This is a genomic window from Pelomonas cellulosilytica (assembly GCF_021353265.1).
Lineage (GTDB): Bacteria > Pseudomonadota > Gammaproteobacteria > Burkholderiales > Burkholderiaceae_C > Pelomonas > Pelomonas cellulosilytica.
Genome location: NZ_JAJTWU010000004.1, coordinates 175,127 through 192,833, shown reverse-complemented (window position 1 = coordinate 192,833; position 17,707 = coordinate 175,127). Strand labels below are relative to the sequence as shown.

Here is a 17,707-nt window from a genome sequence, read left to right as displayed (position 1 = left end):
TGTAAGAACGACCGACACGCCGCCAAGTGACCCGAGCCCCCTCAGTTGAGGGTCGCGAGCAGCTGCTTGGCGTCGGCGGCCGTGGCGAATGTCGCACCGTTGCGCAGTGCAGCATTCAGCTCTTCCCGCGCTTCCGCCTTGCGCCCTGCATGCGCCAGCACCGCGGCGAGGTGGTAGCGGATGTCCGGGTTGTCCGGTGCGCGCAGGCGGGCGTCGCGCAGCAGCTGCAAGGCACGGTCGGAGCGTCCGGCTTGATGGCTGGCCCAGCCGGTGGTGTCGAGGAACACCGGATTGCGGGGGGCCGTCTTCAGCGCCTGCTCGGCGGTGTCGGCGGCGCCGGTCGCGTCCTTCAGCTCGAGGAGGACGTTGGCCAGGTTGTTCAATGCCTCACCGTTGTCGGGCCGGCCTTTCAGCAGCGTTTCGTACTGCCGGCGGGCGCCGGCGAAGTCATGCGCGCGCACCAGCAGCTCGGCCAGCGCATTGCGAACGGCTACGTCGCCCGGCGCCTTGCGCAGCCAGGCCTCGCCCAGATCGGTGGCCACCTTTTGTGCGGCGGCGTTTCCCTGCGCGGCCTGGACGCGCATCAGCCGCGTCAGCGTCGTGGACGACTTGTCGATGTCGTGCGCCTTGCGCAGCGAATCGACCGCCGCAGCGCCCTGGCCGCGGCGCAGCGCCACTTCGGCGAGCAGGTTGTAGCCAAGCGCTGACTTGGGATTGGCATTGATCACCTGCTGGGCGCGCTGCTCCGCCGACGCCAGATTCCCCTGGGCCAGCTCGACGCTGGAGGACATGGCCAGCGATGCCGGATCGTCGGGCGTGCCGCTGAGGGCCTTCTCCAGCGAGTAGGCGGCGCCCTTGAGGTCCTGCGCCTGCACTTGCAGACGGGCGACTTCCACGAGGCGAGGCGTGTCGAACGCAGCGCGGCGCGATGCGTTAGTGAGGCTGGTCCGCGCGCCGGGGGCATCGCCGTTGGCCAGCTGCGCCGCGGCGTAGGCCTGCAGCGCGTCGGCGTCCTCCGGCGTCTTGGACAACAGCACCTTGGCCGCCTCCATCGCTCGCGCCGGCTGGCCCTTTCGCAGGTGCCAGGCGACGAGCGCGAAATTGATGCGTGTCTCACGGGGGCCGCTAGCGGAAGCGGCGCTGTCCAGCCATTTCAGCGCTTCGTCGTCCTTGCCGCGCAGCTCGTTGACGACAGCCAGCTCGAACAGCAGGTCGACGTTGCGCTCGTCGTTCTTCAGTGCGGCGCGAAGCCGCTTCTCCGCGGCGTCGTAGTTGCCGGAGAGGGCATCCAGGCGGGCCAGGCCCAGCTGAGCTTCAAGCTGGCCGGGGTCGAGCTTCAGGGCCTTCTCATAGCCGGCGCGGGCGCCGGCGTAGTCCTTTGCCTGGGCCTTGGCATAGGCTTGCACCATGACAACGGTCGGGTTGTCCGGATTGGCGCGCGCCAGCGAGTCGGCCACTGCCAGGGCCTTGGCCGGCTGATTGGCGCGCAACTGCACGGTGACGAGCGCCAGACCCGCGTAGGTCTGGCGCGGGTCGGCCTTGTAGGCCTTTGCGAGCTGGTCTTCTGCCATGGAGGCCTGGCCGGACTGCAGCAGCGACAGCCCCAGCGCCGTGCGGTACTCCGGGGCGTCCTTGGCCTTCAGGGCGTCCTGCATCAACTGCGTGGCGCGGGCATGGCGGCCCTGGCGCATGTGGGCGTTGGCCAGCATCAGTAGGGCCTGGCCGTCGCCGGGGCGCGCCTTGACGTAGGCTTCCAGAAGTTCGACCGCACGGTTCACATTCGGTTCGGCGAGTGCGATCTGCGCCAGCAGCTTGGTCAACGGGCTGCCGGGCTGCTGCCGCGAAGCGAGTTCGAGGAAGGGCTTGGCCTTTTCCATCTCGCCCAGGCTGTAATGCGCCAGGCCGTTGAGCATCAGCAGCTGGGTGCGGTAGCGGATGAACTCGATGGGCACCGGGTCCAGCAACTCGGTGATGCGCTTGAGCGCCGCCTTGGACGCCGGCAGGTCGCCGGCGCGCTCGGCCAGCACGGCGCGCAGGTAGGCGCCGCGCGGGTCGTTGGGCTTGAGGCGCTGCAGCTCGTTGACCTCGGCCAGCGCGTCCGCGTCGCGATTGAGGTCGACGAGCAGGCCGGCGCGGGCAAGGTGGGCTTCGGCATGCCGCGGCTGAGCCTTGATAGCGCGCTCGTAGCCGGCCAGGGCCTGGGTGGCCTGGCCATTGGCGTGGTAGATCGACGCCTTCTGGTAGAGCGCCTCACCGTTGTCGGGCGCCAGCTTGAGCGCCTGGTCCGCGGCGGCTGTGGCTTCAGCGAACTGTCGGTTGCGCAGCCGCAGCGGCACTTCGGCCACCCAGGCGTTGGCGTCGTTGGGGTTGACGGCGCGCGCGTCCATCACCGTGGCCAGCGCCGCCTTGGTGTCGCCCATGTCGGACTGGGCCAAGGCGCGCTCCAGCAACAGCTGCTGCTGGACGCCGGGCGGCAGGCCGGCGGGCTGCAGGCGAGGGTCTTCCAGCGTCTGCGTCTGCTTGCCCTGCGCATTCAGCGCCATGGCCAGCGGAACGACGACCTCGGCGCGGTTGACGCCTAGGCGGATCGCCTCACCGAGCTGGAACTCCGCGGCCGACGGCTGGCTGTCGGCGAGCAAGGCCTTGCCGAGCAGTACATGCACCGGCAACTGCGTCTTGTCGGCCTGCAGCGCGTTCTTCAGCTGGATGATGGCGCCAGCGACATCGTGCTTCTCGTAGCGCTGCAACGCGTCTTCGTAGAAGCGCGAGGCTTTGGTGGCGCCATCCTCGGCCGCCCCGGCCAGCGGTGCGGCGGCAATCAGCAGGGCGGCCAGCAGGCCGGAGAACGAGGCGGAGGGACGTGTCATCGAGGCGGGCCGGCTGGGAAGGCGCCGAATTCTTGCAGAACGCCCCCACGTTGATCAGTAGCGCAAGTCCAGGGTCATGACATCGTTCTCGCGCCGCATCTGGAAACGGCTCAGGAAGCTGTTGCCGAGTAGGACATGGTTCATCTGGCCGGGGATGACGATGGCGGTCACGTCGCGGACTTCGACCTCGCCGATGCGGATGCTCATCAGCTGGATCATGTAGGCCGGCACGGCACCGTTGGCCGTCTGCGTCATGACGCGCCGACCGTTGGCGTAGCGCAGGCCAAGCCGCTCGGCCTCGATCTGGCTGATCGCGACGCTGGTGGCGCCGGTGTCGAGCAAGAAGCTGGTGGTCTGGCCGTTGATCAAACCGCTCGTCGTGAAATGACCGCCGGGGCCAGCGGTCATGACGATCTGGCGCACGGTCGGCCCCGCGGGTGCCAGCCGTGCGGGAGAGGTGCCGAGCGCCAGGCTCTGGCGACGGCCGGCCACCTCGATGACGGCATGGTCGCCCTCCAGCGCCACAAGGCGCACGCCGCGGGCCGAGGCGCCCACCTCCAGCGTGCGCGGCTCGCCGTCGATGATGAGCAGCGCGGCGCGCGAACCCAGCATGCCGTTGAGCTGCACCTGCGTCGGCGCCGGCTGCGCGATGGCTGCCCCGAGTGCCGGCAGCAGGAACAGGCAGGCGCGGCGATGCATGATCAGTCGCGGAAGTTGTTGTAGTTCAGCGGCGTATCGCTGAAGCTCTTCTTCAGGTGGGCGATTGCCACCTGCAGGTCGTCGCGGTTCTTGCCCGTCACGCGCACCGTGTCTCCTTGGATGCTGGCCTGGACCTTGAGCTTGCTCTCCTTGAGCGAAGTCACGATCTTCTTTGCCAGGGCGGCCTCGATGCCTTCCTTGATCTTGTAGACCTGGCGCACCTTGTCGCCGCCGAGCTTGTCGACCTTCTCGGCCTTGTCGAGGAAGCTGATGACGACGTCCTGCTTGGTCAGCTTGCCGTACAGCACGGCCTCGATCTGCTCCAGCTGGAACTCGCTGTCGCCGGTCGCGTGGATCTCCTTGTCCTTCTCCTTGAGCTCGACCTTGGCGCCGGTGCCCTTGAAGTCGAAACGGGTGCCAATCTCCTTGATGGCGTTGTCCACGCCGTTGCGGATCTTGACGTGGTCGGGTTCGAGGACGGTATCGAAGCTGGGCATTTGGAGTGGTCGGTCTGTGCGTCTGCGAAAATTTTGCGGCTTGCGCGCCGCGCAACACCTAAAAGTGTCCCATGTCCATGCCCTCAGAGTCCCCCTCGAACGCAGTGCCCGCAGGTGTGCCGATTTCCCTTCGCATCGAGGAGGACGTCAATCTCAGGCCCTACAACACCTTCGGCCTGCCTGCCGTGGCGCGCCGGCTGGTGCGAATCCGTGAGGCGGCCGACGTGCGCCGCGTCGTGGACCACCCGGAACTGGGCCGCGCGCCGAAGTTCGTGCTGGGCGGCGGCAGCAACCTCGTGCTGACGAAGGATGTGGAAGCGGTCGTGCTGAAGGTGGAGATCCCCGGCATCCGGCTGCTGGAAACGCGCGACGACGCCTGGATCGTCGAGGCCGGCGCGGGCGTCGTCTGGCACGACCTGGTCTGCTGGACGCTGGAACAGGGCTTCCCCGGGCTGGAGAACATGGCGTTGATCCCCGGCACCGTGGGGGCGTCGCCGGTGCAGAACGTCGGTGCCTACGGCATTGAGGTCAAGGACCGGCTGGAAGCAGTGGAGGCGATGGATCTCGTCACTGGCCGGCCTGCGCTGCTGCCGGCCGAGGTCTGCCGCTTCGGCTACCGCGACAGTGTCTTCAAGCACAGCGGCTTTGGCGGTCTGGCTGGCAAGAGCGTCATCACGCGCGTGCGCTTCCGGCTGCCGCGGCCCTGGCAGCCGGTGCTGGGCTACCTGGAGATCGAGCGCAAGATGGCCGAGACGGGCGTCACCCATCCGACGCCGCGGCAGATCTTCGACTGGGTCTGCGCCATCCGCCGCGCCAAGCTGCCCGACCCGGCAGTCATCGGCAACGCCGGCAGCTTCTTCAAGAACCCCGTCGTCACGGCCGAGCAATGCCGCGACATCATCGGCCGCGACCCGGGCATCGTGCACTACCCCATGCCGGATGGCAGCGTGAAGCTGGCTGCGGGCTGGATGATCGACGCTTGCGGATGGAAGGGCAAAGCCGTGGGAGGTGCGGCGGTCTACGACAAGCAGGCGCTGGTGCTGGTCAACAAAGGCGGCGAGGCGCGCGGTGCCGAAGTCGTCACGCTGGCGCGGGCCATCCAGGAGAGCGTCTACGGGCGCTTCGGCATCCGGCTGGAACCCGAGCCCGTGGTCGTCTGAAGCTGGAGCCGGCGCATCGATGCGCTGTCGGCCACGGTGCGCCGTGCGGAGCCGGTTGACGCCGGATGGCGGCGCGTCCGCTAACGCGTCTTCGAACTGCCGGCCGGGGAGGGCACGTTCCAGCCACCGACGGAGCAGCTCAAGACACTTGGCAGCGACATCGTCGTGCCGGTCGAGCAGCAGTGCTGCGCGACGAACGCCGAGCTGCGGGCGGGGCTGAAGCAGGTCGCCGACGGCGGCGGTGAGGGGCTGGTGCTGCACCGGGCGGACGCGCCTGTCTCATCACGTCGCAGCGGCCTGCTGCTCAAGCTCGAGCCGCTGGCGGATGCTGAACCGTCGTCGTCGTCCAGCTCGGCGCGCTGGATCTGCAGACGCCGGAGGGCGTTCGTTTCAAGCTGGGCACCGGCTTCACCGATACCCAGCGTCGCGACCCGCCACCCATCGGCGCGACGGTCACCTACCGCTACCGCGACTTGACGCCGACACGGAAGCCGCGGTTCTCGAGCTTCCTGCGCGTCGCCGAGGCGTTTTGGTCAGTTGGGGACAGCGCTACTCGCTGCGTTCGATGGTCTGTCCCGCAAGAGCTCTAGCCTTCCAGCTTCGGCAGCCCGCCACCCGCCAGCAGGCCGGTGCCGGTGTAGATGCCCAGCTTGGCGCGGGTGTCGGTGATGTCCAGGTTGCGCATCGTCAGCTGGCCGATGCGGTCTGCCGGGCTGAACGGGGCGTCCTCGACCTTTTCCATCGACAGCCGCTCAGGCGCGTAGGTCAGGTTGGGGCTCTTCGTGTCCAGCAACGAGTAGTCGTTGCCGCGGCGCAGCTCGATCGCCACCTCTCCGGTGACAGCGCGGGCCACCCAGCGCTGGGCGGTCTCGCGCAGCATGATGGCCTGCGGGTCGAACCAGCGGCCCTGGTACAGCAGGCGGCCGAGCTTGCGGCCGTTGTCGCGGTACTGCTCGATGGTGTCCTCGTTATGAATGCCGGTGACGAGGCGCTCGTAGGCGATGTGCAGAAGCGCCAGCCCCGGGGCTTCGTAGATGCCGCGGCTCTTGGCCTCGATGATGCGGTTCTCGATCTGGTCGCTCATGCCCAGGCCATGGCGGCCGCCGATCTTGTTCGCCTCGGCCAGCAGGGCCACCGGGTCGCGGTACTCGACGCCGTTCAGCGCGACGGGCACGCCTTCCTCGAAGCGCACCGACACCTCTTCGGCCTTGACGACCACGTCCTCACGCCAGAAGGCCACACCCATGATGGGGTTGACGATGCGGATGCCGCTGTTCAGGTGCTCCAGGTCCTTGGCCTCGTGCGTGGCGCCCAGCATGTTGGAGTCGGTCGAGTACGCCTTCTCCGCGCTCATCTTGTAGGCGAAGCCCTTCTCGGTCATGAAGGCCGACATTTCGGCGCGGCCGCCCAGCTCGTCGATGAAGGTCTGATCCAGCCAGGGCTTGTAGATCTTCAGCGCCGGGTTGGTCAGCAGGCCGTAGCGGTAGAAGCGCTCGATGTCGTTGCCCTTGAAGGTCGAGCCATCGCCCCAGATATTGACGCCGTCGGCCTTCATCGCGGCCACCAGCATCGTGCCGGTCACGGCGCGGCCGATGGGCGTCGTATTGAAATAGGTCACGCCAGCGGTGCTGATGTGGAAGGCGCCGGCCTGCAGCGCGGCGATGCCTTCATGGACCAGCTGCGCGCGGCAGTCCACCAGGACGGCCTTCTCGGCGCCGTACAGCATGGCCTTGCGCGGGATCTCGTCGTAGTCCGGCTCATCGGGCTGGCCCAGGTTGGCCGTGTAGGCGTAGGGCAGGGCGCCCTTGAGCTTCATCCAGTGCAGCGCGGCAGAGGTGTCGAGGCCACCGGAGAAGGCGATGCCGACCTTCTGGCCGACGGGAACGGATTGCAGGATCGTGGACATGGTGTGTTCTTCTCTCAAGCGACGAGGTGTTGCCACTCGGGGTGGCGCTGGATGTAGGCGTGAACGTAGCTGCAGGCCGGCTGCACTCTCAGGCCCTGGCCCTGGGCCCATTGCAGGCCGGCTTCGACGAGGTGGGCCGCCAGGCCCTGGCCCTGGTACGCGGCTGGTACGCCGGTGTGGACGAAGGCGACCCGGCCGTCACCCAGCTGGTAGTCCAGCACGCTGACCGGCGTCGTCGGCAGCGTGAAGCGCTGGCGCTCGGGTTCATGCCTCGGCGTCATGCGGTGGGTGCCTTCAATGCGACGGGGTGGATCTCGACGTTGGCTTCGGTCGTCGAGACATAGATGCTGCCGTCCTGGATGCTGATCTGCAGCTGCATGCTGCGCGCGGCCAGCTGGGCCAGCGCCTGCGACTGTTCGGCCGGGATCTGCCAGACGGCCAGCTTGGGCGCGCGGGTCAACTTGCTCTCCAGATTGCGCCACCAGACATCGGTGCTGCTGGCAAAGCTGTAGACGCTGACGCGCTCGCTGCGGCCGTGCGCCTTCATCAGCCGGCGGTCGTCGGGCTGGCCGAGGTCGATCCAGTGGACCACGTCGCCGGTGAGGTCCAGCTGCCAGAGATCGGGCTCGTCCACGTCGGACAGTCCCTTGGTGAATTCGAGCCGACCGCGCAGGTCGTCGGCCGGCACGTTGAGCGCGTACGCCAGCACGCGGATCATCAGCCGCTCCTCGGTTTCGCTCGGGTGGCAGGCGAGCGTGAGGTTGTGGTCGCCATAGACATGGCGGTCCATGTCGGCGATCTGGAGCTGGGCTTTGTAGATGGTGGCTTTGAGCGCCATGGACGAGGTGGTAACCAAGGGCAGCCGAGGATTATCGGCCGGAAGCCTCGTGGCTATCATCCTGCTTCCCGTTCCGAACCTTCGCAACCCGGTTGCGCCCTCTTCATGAAACGCATTCTTCTTCCGCTCGCCCTGGTCATCGCCTTCTCCGCGCACGCTCAGGTCGCCAACAATCCCAAGGCCAAGGTCGATCCGAAGAACAACAAGGTCGCCAATCCGGTCGTCGAGAAGCCCAAGGCCAAGCTGATGTCGCGCGACGAACTGCGCGCCTGCATGGACCGCCAGGAAGCCAACGCCAAGGAGGCCGAGGCCATCAAGGGCGAGCAGGCCGCCTACAAGACCAGTGCCGAGCAGCTCAAGGCCGAGAAGGCCGAAGTCGAGGCTGGCGAAGCCGCACTGGCCAAGCAGGTCACCGAAGTGCGCGCCGAGAAGGACGCCATCCTCGCTGAGCATGCAGCGCTGACGGCCGAGGCGCCCAAGCTCTCGAAGAACGATTTCAAGGCTCGCAGCGACGCCTACCAGGCCCGCACGACGGCCTTCAACGCGCAGTTCGAGACCGTCAAGGCCGCGGACGTGGCGCAGGGTGCCAAGCGCAAGGCATTCGGTGACAAGGTCGACGCACTGGATGCCCAGTTCAAGGCCATCGAGGAGCGCCAGGAGAAGTACTTCGACGCCAACGACAAGTGGAAGGCTGAGTGCAGCAACAAGCCCTACGACGAGAACGACGAAAAGGCCATCCGCAAGGAAAAGGCCGCCGCCGCCAAGTGATGGCTTGACCAGAGCCGACTGCATGCGAGGGCCGCTTCCGGCAGGATGCGGCCCTTGCTGTTTCTGAAGGACCCCGCATGAGCACCAACCCGCTGCTGCAGGACTGGACGGGCCCACACGGCCTGCCGCCGTTCGCCGACATCCAGCCGGCGCACTTCCCCCCGGCCTTCGATGCGGCGCTGGCCGAACATCGCGGCGAGATCGAGACCATCGCCAGCCAGGCCGAGCCGCCGACGTTCGACAACACGCTGGCCGCCTTCGACGCCAGCGGCCGGCTGCTGACGCGGCTGGAGCACCTCTTCTACACGCTGGCCGCGTCGGCCACATCGCCCGAGCTGCAGGCGGTGCAGCGCGACCTCGCTGCGCCACTGGCCGCGCACAACAGCGCCGTCTACATGCACGCGAGGCTGTTCTCGCGTGTCGATGCGCTGTTCGAGCAGCGCGAGCGGCTGGGCCTGACGTCGGAACAGCAGCGGCTGCTTGAGCGGGTGCATCTGGACTTCGTCCGCGCCGGTGCCCGGCTGGCGCCGTCAGCACAGGTGCGTTACGCGGCCATCATGGCGCGGCTGGCCGAGCTGAACACCCGCTTCGCGCAGAACGTGCTCGCGTCGGAAAACGGCTACCAGCTGCGGCTGACGACCGAGGACGAGCTGGCCGGCCTGCCGGGGTTCGTCCGTGCGGCAGCGCGGCAGGCCGCTGTCGAACGCGGGTTCGGCGAAGGCGTCCACGTCGTCACGCTGTCGCGCTCGCTGATCGTGCCTTTCCTGACCTTCAGCGCGCGCCGCGATCTGAGAGAGCAGGCCTGGCGAGCGTGGGTGGGCCGGGGCGACGGCACCGGCCAGGAGGACGCAGGCGACAACCGCGCTCTCTGCCGCGAGATCCTGCAACTGCGCGCCGAACAGGCGCGGCTGCACGGCCATGGTTGCTATGCCGACTTTGCGCTGGAGGACACGATGGCGCGAAAGCAGGACGCCGTCATGAGTCTCCTGGAACGTGTCTGGCAACCGGCGCTGGCGGCGCAGGCGCGCGAGCGCGAGGCGGTGTTGGGCGCAATGGCGACGTCCGGCGCGACGCATGCGCTGGAGCCCTGGGATTGGCGCTACTACGCGGAACAGGTGCGACGTGCGCGCTTTGAGCTGGACGAGGCCGAGGTCAAGCCCTACTTCCCGCTGGAGCGCATGGTGGCAGCGATGTTCGACTGCGCCAGCCGCTTGTTCGGCCTGCAGTTCAAGCCGCGCGCGGACATCGCCGGCTACCACGCCGATGTGAAGGCTTACGAGGTCTTCAACGCCGACGGTTCGCTGCGCGGCCTGTTCCTGCAGGACAACTTCGCACGCCCGCCCAAGCGCAGCGGCGCGTGGATGAACGCGCTGCGCAACCAGAGCGGGTACTTAGGCCCCCGTTCGGCGAGTACACCGACCGCCCCTCGCGGTGGCGAAGCGGCCCTTGGGAGCGGCCCGGCGGGCGGCTTCCGGCTGGGCGTCACGCCCATCATCCTGAACAACAACAACTTTGCGAGGGGTGCGGCGGGTGAGCCGACGCTGCTGAGCTTCGACGACGTCCGCACGCTGTTTCACGAGTTCGGCCACGGCCTGCACGGGCTGTTGAGCGATGTCGAGCACGAGCGCCTGGCCGGCACGCAGGTGCTGCGCGACTTCGTCGAGCTGCCGTCGCAGCTTTACGAGCACTGGATGGCCGAGCCCCAGGTGCTGAAGAAATTCGCCCGCCACTGGCAGACCGACGAGCCGCTGCCCGACGCGCTACTGGCCAAGCTGCAGGCCGCGCGCCAGTTCGGCCAGGGCTACGAGACGCTGCGCTACACGGCCAGCGCCATCGTCGACATGGCGGCCCATGCGCTGCCCGAGGCGCCGGCCGATGTGGTGGCCTTCGAAGCCGACACGATGCGCCGCTGGGACCTGCCGTCCGAGGTGGGCATGAACCATCGGCTGACGCACTTTCAGCACCTGTTCAGCAGCGCCGGCTACGCAGCCGGCTACTACGTCTACCTGTGGGCCGAGGTGCTGGATTGCGATGCGTTCGACGCCTTCGTCGAGGCGGGCGACGTGTTCGACCCGGCCGTCGCGGCCCGGCTGCGAGAGTGCATCCTGTCGGCCGGCAACAGCGTGGAGCCGGGTACGGCCTTCCGTGCCTTCCGGGGCCGCGATCCGGTGGTCGAACCGATGCTCAAGGACCGCGGGCTGCTGCCGGCCTGATGCCGGATGCCGGCTATTTCAACCCGCCGCTGAGGAACTGCTGCAGCCGCTCGCATTGCGGGCGCAGCAGCATCTCCTTGGGGTTGCCTTCTTCCTCCACGCGGCCCTGGTGCAGGAATAGGCAGTGGTTGGACACCTCCCGCGCAAAGCCCATCTCGTGCGTGACGACGACCATCGTACGGCCCTCGGCGGCCAGGTCGCGCATGACCTTGAGCACCTCGCCCACCAGCTCCGGGTCCAGCGCCGAGGTCGGCTCGTCGAACAGCATGACCTCGGGGTCCACCGCCAGCGCGCGGGCGATGGCGACGCGCTGTTGCTCGCCGCCGGACAGCTGCGCCGGGTAGACGCCGGCGCGGTGCGCCACACCGACGCGGGCCAACAGCGCTTGGGCGCGCTCGACAGCTTCCGCCTTGGATTTGCCCAGCACGTGGACGGGTGCTTCCATGACGTTCTCCAGCACCGTCATGTGCGCCCAGAGGTTGAAGTTCTGGAACACCATGGCCAGCCGCGCGCGCCAGCGCTGCAGTTGCTTCGCGTCGGCGGCCTTCAGGCTGCCGTCGCGATCCCGCGTCAGCGTCAGTGCCTCGCCGCCGAGGCGGAGCTCGCCTTCATGCGGCTGCTCCAGCAGGTTCAGGCAGCGCAGGAAGGTGCTCTTGCCGGACCCGGAGGAGCCGATCAGCGTGACGACGTCGCCGCGCCGCGCCTGCAGCGAGATGCCCTTGAGCACCTCGCGGTCGCCGAAGCGCTTGTGGATGTCGGTGGCCTGCAGTTGAAAGTCGCTCATGGCGTCACCGCGCTCCCAGCAGCTTGCCGGTGCGCCGCGCTTCGTGGCCAGCCACCTTGGCGACACGCATGCCGGCGTTGGCGAAGCGCAGGAAATCGCGCGCGAAGAACAGGCCATCGACGGGGCTCTTCAGCTCGGTGACTTCGGCGGTGATCGGGTCGATGACATGCGCTAGCACGTCGCCGGCCTTCACTTCGCTGCCCACGTCCTTCAGGAAGGTCAGGACGCCGGGCTTCGGCGCCGTGATGGGCATGCTGCCCGCCAGCGGCCGGGCGTCGCCCATGGCCTCGGGCAGCGCCGGCCTGTCGCCGCGGATGAGGCCGCGCCAGCGCAGGAAATCGACGATGCGCCGGGCGTCGTCCGCAGCCAGCTCGTGGCTCACGTCGGTCGCGCCGCGCAGCTCCACTGTGGCTGACAGGCAGGCCTGCGGGATAGGGAAGCGGCCACCGAAGTGTTGCTGCCACTTCCACCAAACCTGCGAGCAGGCTTCGTCGAAGGGGTTGTCGCCCGAGTCCTGCGCCAGCAGCGTCAGGCGAGCGCCGAGGAAGCGTGCCAGCGGCTCGCAGTCGGGCCAGCAGGGCGTCTCGGTGTAGAGGTGCATGACGGCTTGCGCGTCGCAGTGCAGGTCCAGCACGATGTCGGCGTCACAGGACAGGCCCATCAGCGTACGGCGCTGCGACTGCAGCTCGGTCTCGACGGGGGAGGCCAGCACCGCGGCCTTCAGCGCGCGGCGCAACAGCGCGACGTTGGCCGCCGGATCAGGCCCCAGTTGCGGTTCGACGGCGGCAGCTACCGTGGCGATCTGGTCGGGATAGTGGCGGTTGAAGTTCTCGCCGGTCGTCAGCTCGAAGCGGCCCAGGTGGGCATGCAGCATGAACTGGCTGAGGCCGATGGGGTTGGCCATCGGCACCAGCACGATATCGCCGCAGACCTGGCCGGCGTCGTCCAGCGCGCCGAGCTGCTGGCGCAGGTGGTGGGCGACGAGCATGCCGGGCAGTTCGTCGCCGTGCAGCGATGCCTGGATGTAGGCCTTGCCGGCGGAAGACGGGCCCGGCTGGCCGTAGTGCAGCGAGACGAGCTCGCGCTGCGTGCCAGGGGCTGGGGAGAGCAGGGGATGTCGGAGGAATTGCATGTCAGCGGCGCCCGACCGCCCGAAGGCGCCGGCGCGCCCCCTCGGGGGGTAGTGACTGGAAGGAAGATGAGGGCTTCATGGCTAGCGGGACATCATCGGTTTGAGCCAGCGGTTCTCGGCCCAGCGGAAGGCGCCGACCAGCGTCAGCGTCAGCGCGAAGTAGAAGGCCCCGGCCGTGATGAAGGACTCGAAAGGCAGGTAGAACTTGGCGTTGACCTCGCGGGCGGCGCCGGTCACATCGAGCAGCGTGACGACGCTGGCCAGCGACGTGCCGTGCAGCATGAAGATGGCTTCGTTGCCGTACGCCGGCAGCGCGCGCCGCAGTGCCGCGGGCAGCACGATGCGACGCAGCATCAGGCCGCGGCCCATGCCGAGTGCCTTGGCGGCCTCGATCTCGCCGACGGGCAAGGCGCGGATGCTGCCGGCGATGATCTCGGTCGTGTAGGCCGCCGTGTTCAGCGTGAAGGTGAGCCAGGCGCAGAAAGTGGCGGACGATAGCCACGGCCAAGCCCAGCTGTCGCGCACGGCCTCGAACTGCGCCAGCCCGTAGTAGCAGAGAAACAGCTGCACCAGCATCGGCGTGCCGCGGAACGCGTAGGTATAGACCCAGACGGCCCGCGACGGCCAGCCGCGCGAGACGGTGCGCACGAGGGCCAACGGCACCGCAAGCGCCAGGCCGCAGACGAGCGACAGCACCAGCAGCTTCAGTGTGACGGTCAGCCCGGAGAGGTACAGCGGGAAGTTCTCGCCAATGGCTTCGAAGTTCACAGCCGGCCCTCCTTCACGCCGATGGCCAGACGGCGGTTGGCCCAGCTGAACACCAGCTCAGAGACGCTGGTGAACGCCAGGTAGATCAACGCCACGGCCAGATAGAAGCTGAAGGGTTCACGCGTGTTGCCGGCTGCCTGCTGGCCGCGCGTCATCAGGTCGGACAGGCCGATGACCGACACGATGGCCGTGCTCTTGATCAGCACCAGCCAGTTGTTGGAGACCCCCGGCAGTGCATGCCGCAGCATCTGCGGCAGCGTGATGCGCCACAACACCCGACCTGGGCTCATTCCGAAAGCCAGGCCGGCCTCGCGCTGGCCCGGTGGCACGGCCAGGAAGGCGCCGCGGAAGGCCTCGGCCAGGTAGGCGCCGAAGATGAAGCCGATGGTCAGCACGCCGGCCACGAACGGGTCAATGTCGATGTAGTCCTCATGGCCCAGCATCGGCGCGACGGTGTTCACGGCCACCTGGCCGCCGTAGAACACGAGAAGCATGAGCACCAGGTCCGGAACTCCGCGAATCAGCGTCGTGTAGGTGCCCGCCACCGCGCGGGCTAGGCGCGAGCGGGACAGCTTGGCCAGCGCGCCGAGCAGCCCCAGCACAGTGGCCACGCCCAGTGAACAGAGCGCCACGCCTAGCGTGACGGTGGCGCCTTCGAGCAGGCTGGGAAGAAATCCGTGCAGCAGCATGATCAGCGCAGCGAAACGAGGTCGAAGTTGAAATAGCGGTCGTTCAGTGCCTTCAACGTGCCATTGGCACGCAAGGTCGCCAGCGCGTCGTCAATGCGGTGCCCGAGCGTGTTCGCGTCGGCCTTGCGCAAACCCACGCCAATGCCTTTACCGTAGTAGCGCTCGTCGCGCCCGAAGTCCGGCCCGACGAAGCCGAATCCGCGGCCGCCGGCCTGGTTCAGGAAGCCGAACTGCGCGATGACGACATCCACCAGCGTGGCGTCCAGCCGGCCGGAACGGAGGTCCAGGAAGGCCTGGTCCTGTGTGGCGTAGCGCATCACGTGGCTGTCGCGGAATTGCTCGGCGAGGAAACGTTCATGCACCGTGCCGCGCTCGACGCCGATGCGCCGGCCCTTCATGCCGGCCGGTGTCGCCTCCAGCCGCGTGTCGCTGCGCATCACCAGGCGCACCGGCGAGAAGTAGTAGGGCGCCGAGAACGCGATGGCCTGCTGCCGCTCGGCCGTGATGGACATCGAGGCCATGATCGCGTCGATCTTGCGGGTTTTCAGCGCCGGCACGAGGCCGTCGAAATCGAGGATGACCGGCACGCATTGCACGACCAGCCGCATGCACAGCGCCTGGGCCAGGTCGATCTCGAAGCCGCGCAGCTGGCCGTCGGTACCGATCTCGCTGAACGGCGCGTAGCCCACCGCGAAACCGATGCGCAACCGCTGCGGCGCCACCTGACCGAGCGCCACCGCGCCGACAAGCGACAGCGGGGCGGCAACGGCGAGACGGCGGCGCATCGACGCGGGTCAGGTTCAGCGGATCAGGGCTTCACGCGGGGCGAGAGGTCGTAGTCGAAGTAGCGATCCGCCAGCTTCTTGAACGTGCCGTTGGCCTGCAATGCGTCGATGGCGGCGGTGAACTTCTTGCCCAGCGTGGCCTCGTCGGCCTTGCGCATGCCCACGCCGGTGCCGACGCCGAAAATCTTGTCCTCGATGTTCGGGCCGACGAAGGCGAAACCCTTGCCTTCGGGCTTTTTCAGGAAGCCGAAGTCGGCGGCCGGGGTGTCCATCAGCGTCGCGTCGATGCGCCCGCTCTTGAGGTCCAGGAAGACCTGGTCCTGGCTGGCGTAGCGCACGATCTCGCTCTGCGTGAAGGTCTTGACCGCATAGGCCTCGTGTGTCGTGCCACGCTGCACGCCGATCTTCTTGCCCTTCAGGCCGGCGGCGGTCGGCTCGAACTTCGTGCCGGCCTTGGCGACGAAGCGGGCCGGTGTGTTGTAGTAGGGCTTGGAGAAGGCAATGACCTTCTGTCGTTCCTCGGTGATCGCCACGCTGGCGAAGATCGCATCCACCTTGCGCGATTGCAGCGCCGGGATGAGGCCGTCGAACTCCTGCTGCACCAGCGTGCATTGGGCCTTCATTTCCGCGCAATACGCCATCACGAGATCGATCTCAAAGCCCTTGAGCTTGCCGTCGGGACCGATCTCGGAGAAGGGCGGGTAGGCGCCTTCGACGCCGATGCGGATCTTCTTCCAGTCGGGGGCCTGGGCCTGGGCCATCGAGGCGGCCAGGGCCAGCGCCAGCGCAAGGGTTTTCTTCATGCGGGAGACCTTTTGGGTGTGTTCAACGGGTGACCTGGGGTAGCCAGTCGCGCAAGGCCGCAAGGGTAGCAGCCGGGTCTTCCTCTTGCGGCACATGGCCCAGCTCCGGGAAAACCACCAGCCGGCTGCCCGGGATGGCCCCGTGGAACTTTTGGGCCCAGATCGGCGGGATGAGCCGGTCCCTGCCGCCCCAGAGGATGAGGGTGGGCACGTGGAGGTCGGGCAGCCGCTCGACGGGGCCGGGCACCATGTGGTCCAGCCGCTGCACGAGCGCCACGCGGTTGCCTTCGCGCAGCGTCAGCTCGTAGTAGCGGTCGACGAGCGCGGCCGTCACGCGGTGCGGGTCGCCGTAAACGTCCGTGACGCTGTCCTCGATGGCACGGCGCGGCAGCACCCAGCGCATCAGCTCGCGCACCACCGGCATGCGCGCGAGCCGGAAGCCCAGCGGCAGCGACTCGGGCACGAACTCGTAGCCCATCGCATCGATCAGCACGAGACCCGCGACCTGCTGCGGCGCCGCCAGCGCCAGTTGCCAGGCCACCTCGCCCCCCAGTGAGTTGCCCACCGCGATGACGCGGCCCACGCCCAGGCGGGCCAGCACCTGCCGCACGAAGGCGACGTCGCGGGTGACACGGTAGTCGCCATCGGCGCTTGGGCCGGTGAGGCCGAAACCCGGCAGGTCCAGGCTGATGACCCGCCGCGTGGGGGAGAGCCCGGCGGCCCAGGCTTCCCAGGTGTGCAGGCTGGCGCCGGTGCCGTGGATCAGCAGCAGCGGCAGCGGGTCGCTGCTCGGCCCCTGGTCGCGGACGTGGACCACGCCGCCGTCCACGTCGATGAAGTCCGAGGGCGGCGGTGCCCAGCGCGGCACCAGACTGTCCAGCGAGCGGTCCGGCGCCTTGCTGACTGCGAAGCCGAGCGCGGCCAGCATCAGCAGGATGCCCAGCGCCTTCAGCGCGAGATCGCCGAGGCGCGGCTTCACGCGACGGGGCGGAGGTCCGGCGCCAGCGATTCGCGCTCGTCGAAGACGAAGCAGCCGCCGTGGTAGTGCTTGCCGCCCGTCTCCTCGAAGTACTTCAGGATGCCGCCGTCCAGCTGCCAGGCCTGCAGGCCTTCGGCCTCCAGCACCATGGCCGCCTTCTCGCAGCGGATGCCGCCCGTGCAGTAGCTCACCACCGTCTTGCCGGCCAGCTCGTCGCGGTGGGCGGCCAGCGCCCCGGGGAAGTCGCTGAACTTGTGCAGCCGCCAGTCGATGGCGCCGTCGAACGCGCCGTGGTCCACCTCGAAGCCGTTGCGCGTGTCGAGCATGACCACCTCGCGCCCGTCGTCGTCATGCCCCTGGTCCAGCCAGCGGGCCAGCGTCGCCGGCGGCAGCGCCGGCGCGCGCGGCGCCTGGTCCGGGCGGACGGTCGGCCGGTTCATGCGGATGATCTCGCCCTTGACCTTCACCTTCAGGCGCTGGAAGGGCTGGGTGTCGCTCCAGCTTTCCTTGGGCGTCAGCGTGGCGAAGCGCGCGTCGGCGCGCAGCTCATCGACCCAGGCGTTCACGGCCCCGGCCGGCCCGGCCAGAAAGAGGTTGATGCCCTCCTCGGCGATCAGCACGGTGCCCTTGAGCCCGAGGGCGTCGGCCCGCGCATGCAGGCGATCCCGCAGCGCGGCCGTGTCGGCCAGCGAGACGAAGAGGTAGCAGGAGATGTTGAGGATGGAGCCAGACTGCATAACTCCCGAATTATCGAGGCGGTCGGCATCTTCGCGGGTCGAGTGCCGGGCTGCCCCAAGCCGGCCGCCTGACGATGTGCTA

At 68.2% G+C, this 17,707-nt stretch carries 18 protein-coding genes; 4 read left to right on the top strand and 14 right to left on the bottom strand.

The window, feature by feature from the left end; all coding sequences use genetic code 11:
• Positions 1 to 41: 41 nt before the first annotated feature.
• Genes prsT through LXT13_RS11905 form a run of 3 tightly spaced genes read right to left on the bottom strand, consistent with a single transcriptional unit; the run spans position 42 to position 4,063 of the window.
• Positions 42 to 2,867 (bottom strand): XrtA/PEP-CTERM system TPR-repeat protein PrsT, encoded by a 2,826-nt coding sequence (gene prsT / locus LXT13_RS11915; protein ID WP_233372146.1) that lies wholly within the window; start codon positions 2,865 to 2,867, stop codon positions 42 to 44.
• A 54-nt stretch (positions 2,868 to 2,921) separates the two neighbouring features.
• Positions 2,922 to 3,566: a retropepsin-like aspartic protease family protein gene (locus LXT13_RS11910; protein ID WP_233372145.1), complete on the bottom strand. Its 645-nt coding sequence runs from the start codon at positions 3,564 to 3,566 to the stop codon at positions 2,922 to 2,924.
• Between the two features lie 2 nt (positions 3,567 to 3,568).
• Positions 3,569 to 4,063, bottom strand: a complete 495-nt coding sequence (locus LXT13_RS11905; RefSeq protein WP_233372144.1) for a YajQ family cyclic di-GMP-binding protein — start codon at positions 4,061 to 4,063, stop codon at positions 3,569 to 3,571.
• A gap of 77 nt (positions 4,064 to 4,140) precedes the next feature.
• On the opposite strand from LXT13_RS11905, the gene murB reads away from it, so the two are divergent.
• Both murB and LXT13_RS28960 read left to right on the top strand, forming a co-directional pair.
• Positions 4,141 to 5,223, top strand: a complete 1,083-nt coding sequence (gene murB, locus LXT13_RS11900) for a UDP-N-acetylmuramate dehydrogenase (protein WP_419964672.1) — start codon at positions 4,141 to 4,143, stop codon at positions 5,221 to 5,223.
• Between the two features lie 359 nt (positions 5,224 to 5,582).
• Complete coding sequence (locus tag LXT13_RS28960) at positions 5,583 to 5,813, top strand: hypothetical protein (protein ID WP_419964671.1); 231 nt, start codon at positions 5,583 to 5,585, stop codon at positions 5,811 to 5,813.
• On the opposite strand, the gene argG is transcribed toward LXT13_RS28960, so the two are convergent.
• Genes argG through LXT13_RS11885 form a run of 3 tightly spaced genes read right to left on the bottom strand, consistent with a single transcriptional unit; the run spans position 5,810 to position 7,967 of the window.
• Complete coding sequence (gene argG, locus LXT13_RS11895; RefSeq protein ID WP_233372142.1) at positions 5,810 to 7,129, bottom strand: argininosuccinate synthase; 1,320 nt, start codon at positions 7,127 to 7,129, stop codon at positions 5,810 to 5,812. The two genes, LXT13_RS28960 and argG, sit on opposite strands and share 4 nt — an antisense overlap.
• Positions 7,130 to 7,143: 14 nt before the next feature.
• Positions 7,144 to 7,410 (bottom strand): GNAT family N-acetyltransferase, encoded by a 267-nt coding sequence (locus tag LXT13_RS11890; protein WP_233372141.1) that lies wholly within the window; start codon positions 7,408 to 7,410, stop codon positions 7,144 to 7,146.
• Positions 7,407 to 7,967, bottom strand: coding sequence for a YaeQ family protein (locus tag LXT13_RS11885; protein ID WP_233372140.1), 561 nt, complete (start codon positions 7,965 to 7,967; stop codon positions 7,407 to 7,409). Before LXT13_RS11885 ends, LXT13_RS11890 begins: the two co-directional genes overlap by 4 nt.
• 105 nt (positions 7,968 to 8,072) lie before the next feature.
• On the opposite strand from LXT13_RS11885, the gene LXT13_RS11880 reads away from it, so the two are divergent.
• Entirely contained in the window at positions 8,073 to 8,735 is a 663-nt protein-coding gene (locus tag LXT13_RS11880) for a hypothetical protein (protein ID WP_233372139.1), read from the top strand.
• Positions 8,736 to 8,812: 77 nt separating this feature from the next.
• Complete coding sequence (locus LXT13_RS11875; protein ID WP_233372138.1) at positions 8,813 to 10,948, top strand: M3 family metallopeptidase; 2,136 nt, start codon at positions 8,813 to 8,815, stop codon at positions 10,946 to 10,948.
• 13 nt (positions 10,949 to 10,961) lie between these two features.
• On the opposite strand, the gene LXT13_RS11870 is transcribed toward LXT13_RS11875, so the two are convergent.
• The 8 genes from LXT13_RS11870 to LXT13_RS11835 form a co-directional block, all read right to left on the bottom strand.
• Positions 10,962 to 11,732 (bottom strand): ABC transporter ATP-binding protein, encoded by a 771-nt coding sequence (locus LXT13_RS11870; RefSeq protein WP_233372137.1) that lies wholly within the window; start codon positions 11,730 to 11,732, stop codon positions 10,962 to 10,964.
• A gap of 4 nt (positions 11,733 to 11,736) precedes the next feature.
• The gene (locus tag LXT13_RS11865) at positions 11,737 to 12,864 is read right to left on the bottom strand and encodes a succinylglutamate desuccinylase/aspartoacylase family protein (protein WP_233372136.1); all 1,128 of its coding nucleotides are present in this window, start codon (positions 12,862 to 12,864) and stop codon (positions 11,737 to 11,739) included.
• 81 nt (positions 12,865 to 12,945) lie between these two features.
• Entirely contained in the window at positions 12,946 to 13,632 is a 687-nt protein-coding gene (locus LXT13_RS11860; protein WP_233372135.1) for an ABC transporter permease, read from the bottom strand.
• Positions 13,629 to 14,321: an ABC transporter permease gene (locus LXT13_RS11855; protein WP_304622811.1), complete on the bottom strand. Its 693-nt coding sequence runs from the start codon at positions 14,319 to 14,321 to the stop codon at positions 13,629 to 13,631. Before LXT13_RS11855 ends, LXT13_RS11860 begins: the two co-directional genes overlap by 4 nt.
• Before the next feature lie 2 nt (positions 14,322 to 14,323).
• Positions 14,324 to 15,106 carry a transporter substrate-binding domain-containing protein gene (locus tag LXT13_RS11850; RefSeq protein ID WP_233372134.1) on the bottom strand — a complete coding sequence of 261 codons (783 nt, stop codon included), beginning with the start codon at positions 15,104 to 15,106 and terminating at the stop codon, positions 14,324 to 14,326.
• 23 nt (positions 15,107 to 15,129) lie between these two features.
• Positions 15,130 to 15,909: an ABC transporter substrate-binding protein gene (locus LXT13_RS11845; protein WP_233372133.1), complete on the bottom strand. Its 780-nt coding sequence runs from the start codon at positions 15,907 to 15,909 to the stop codon at positions 15,130 to 15,132.
• A 22-nt stretch (positions 15,910 to 15,931) separates the two neighbouring features.
• Complete coding sequence (locus LXT13_RS11840; RefSeq protein WP_233372132.1) at positions 15,932 to 16,888, bottom strand: alpha/beta fold hydrolase; 957 nt, start codon at positions 16,886 to 16,888, stop codon at positions 15,932 to 15,934.
• On the bottom strand, positions 16,885 to 17,625 hold the full coding sequence (locus LXT13_RS11835) for a sulfurtransferase (RefSeq protein WP_233372131.1): 741 nt from the start codon (positions 17,623 to 17,625) through the stop codon (positions 16,885 to 16,887). The genes LXT13_RS11840 and LXT13_RS11835 overlap by 4 nt, the downstream gene beginning before the upstream one ends.
• Positions 17,626 to 17,707: the final 82 nt, after the last annotated feature.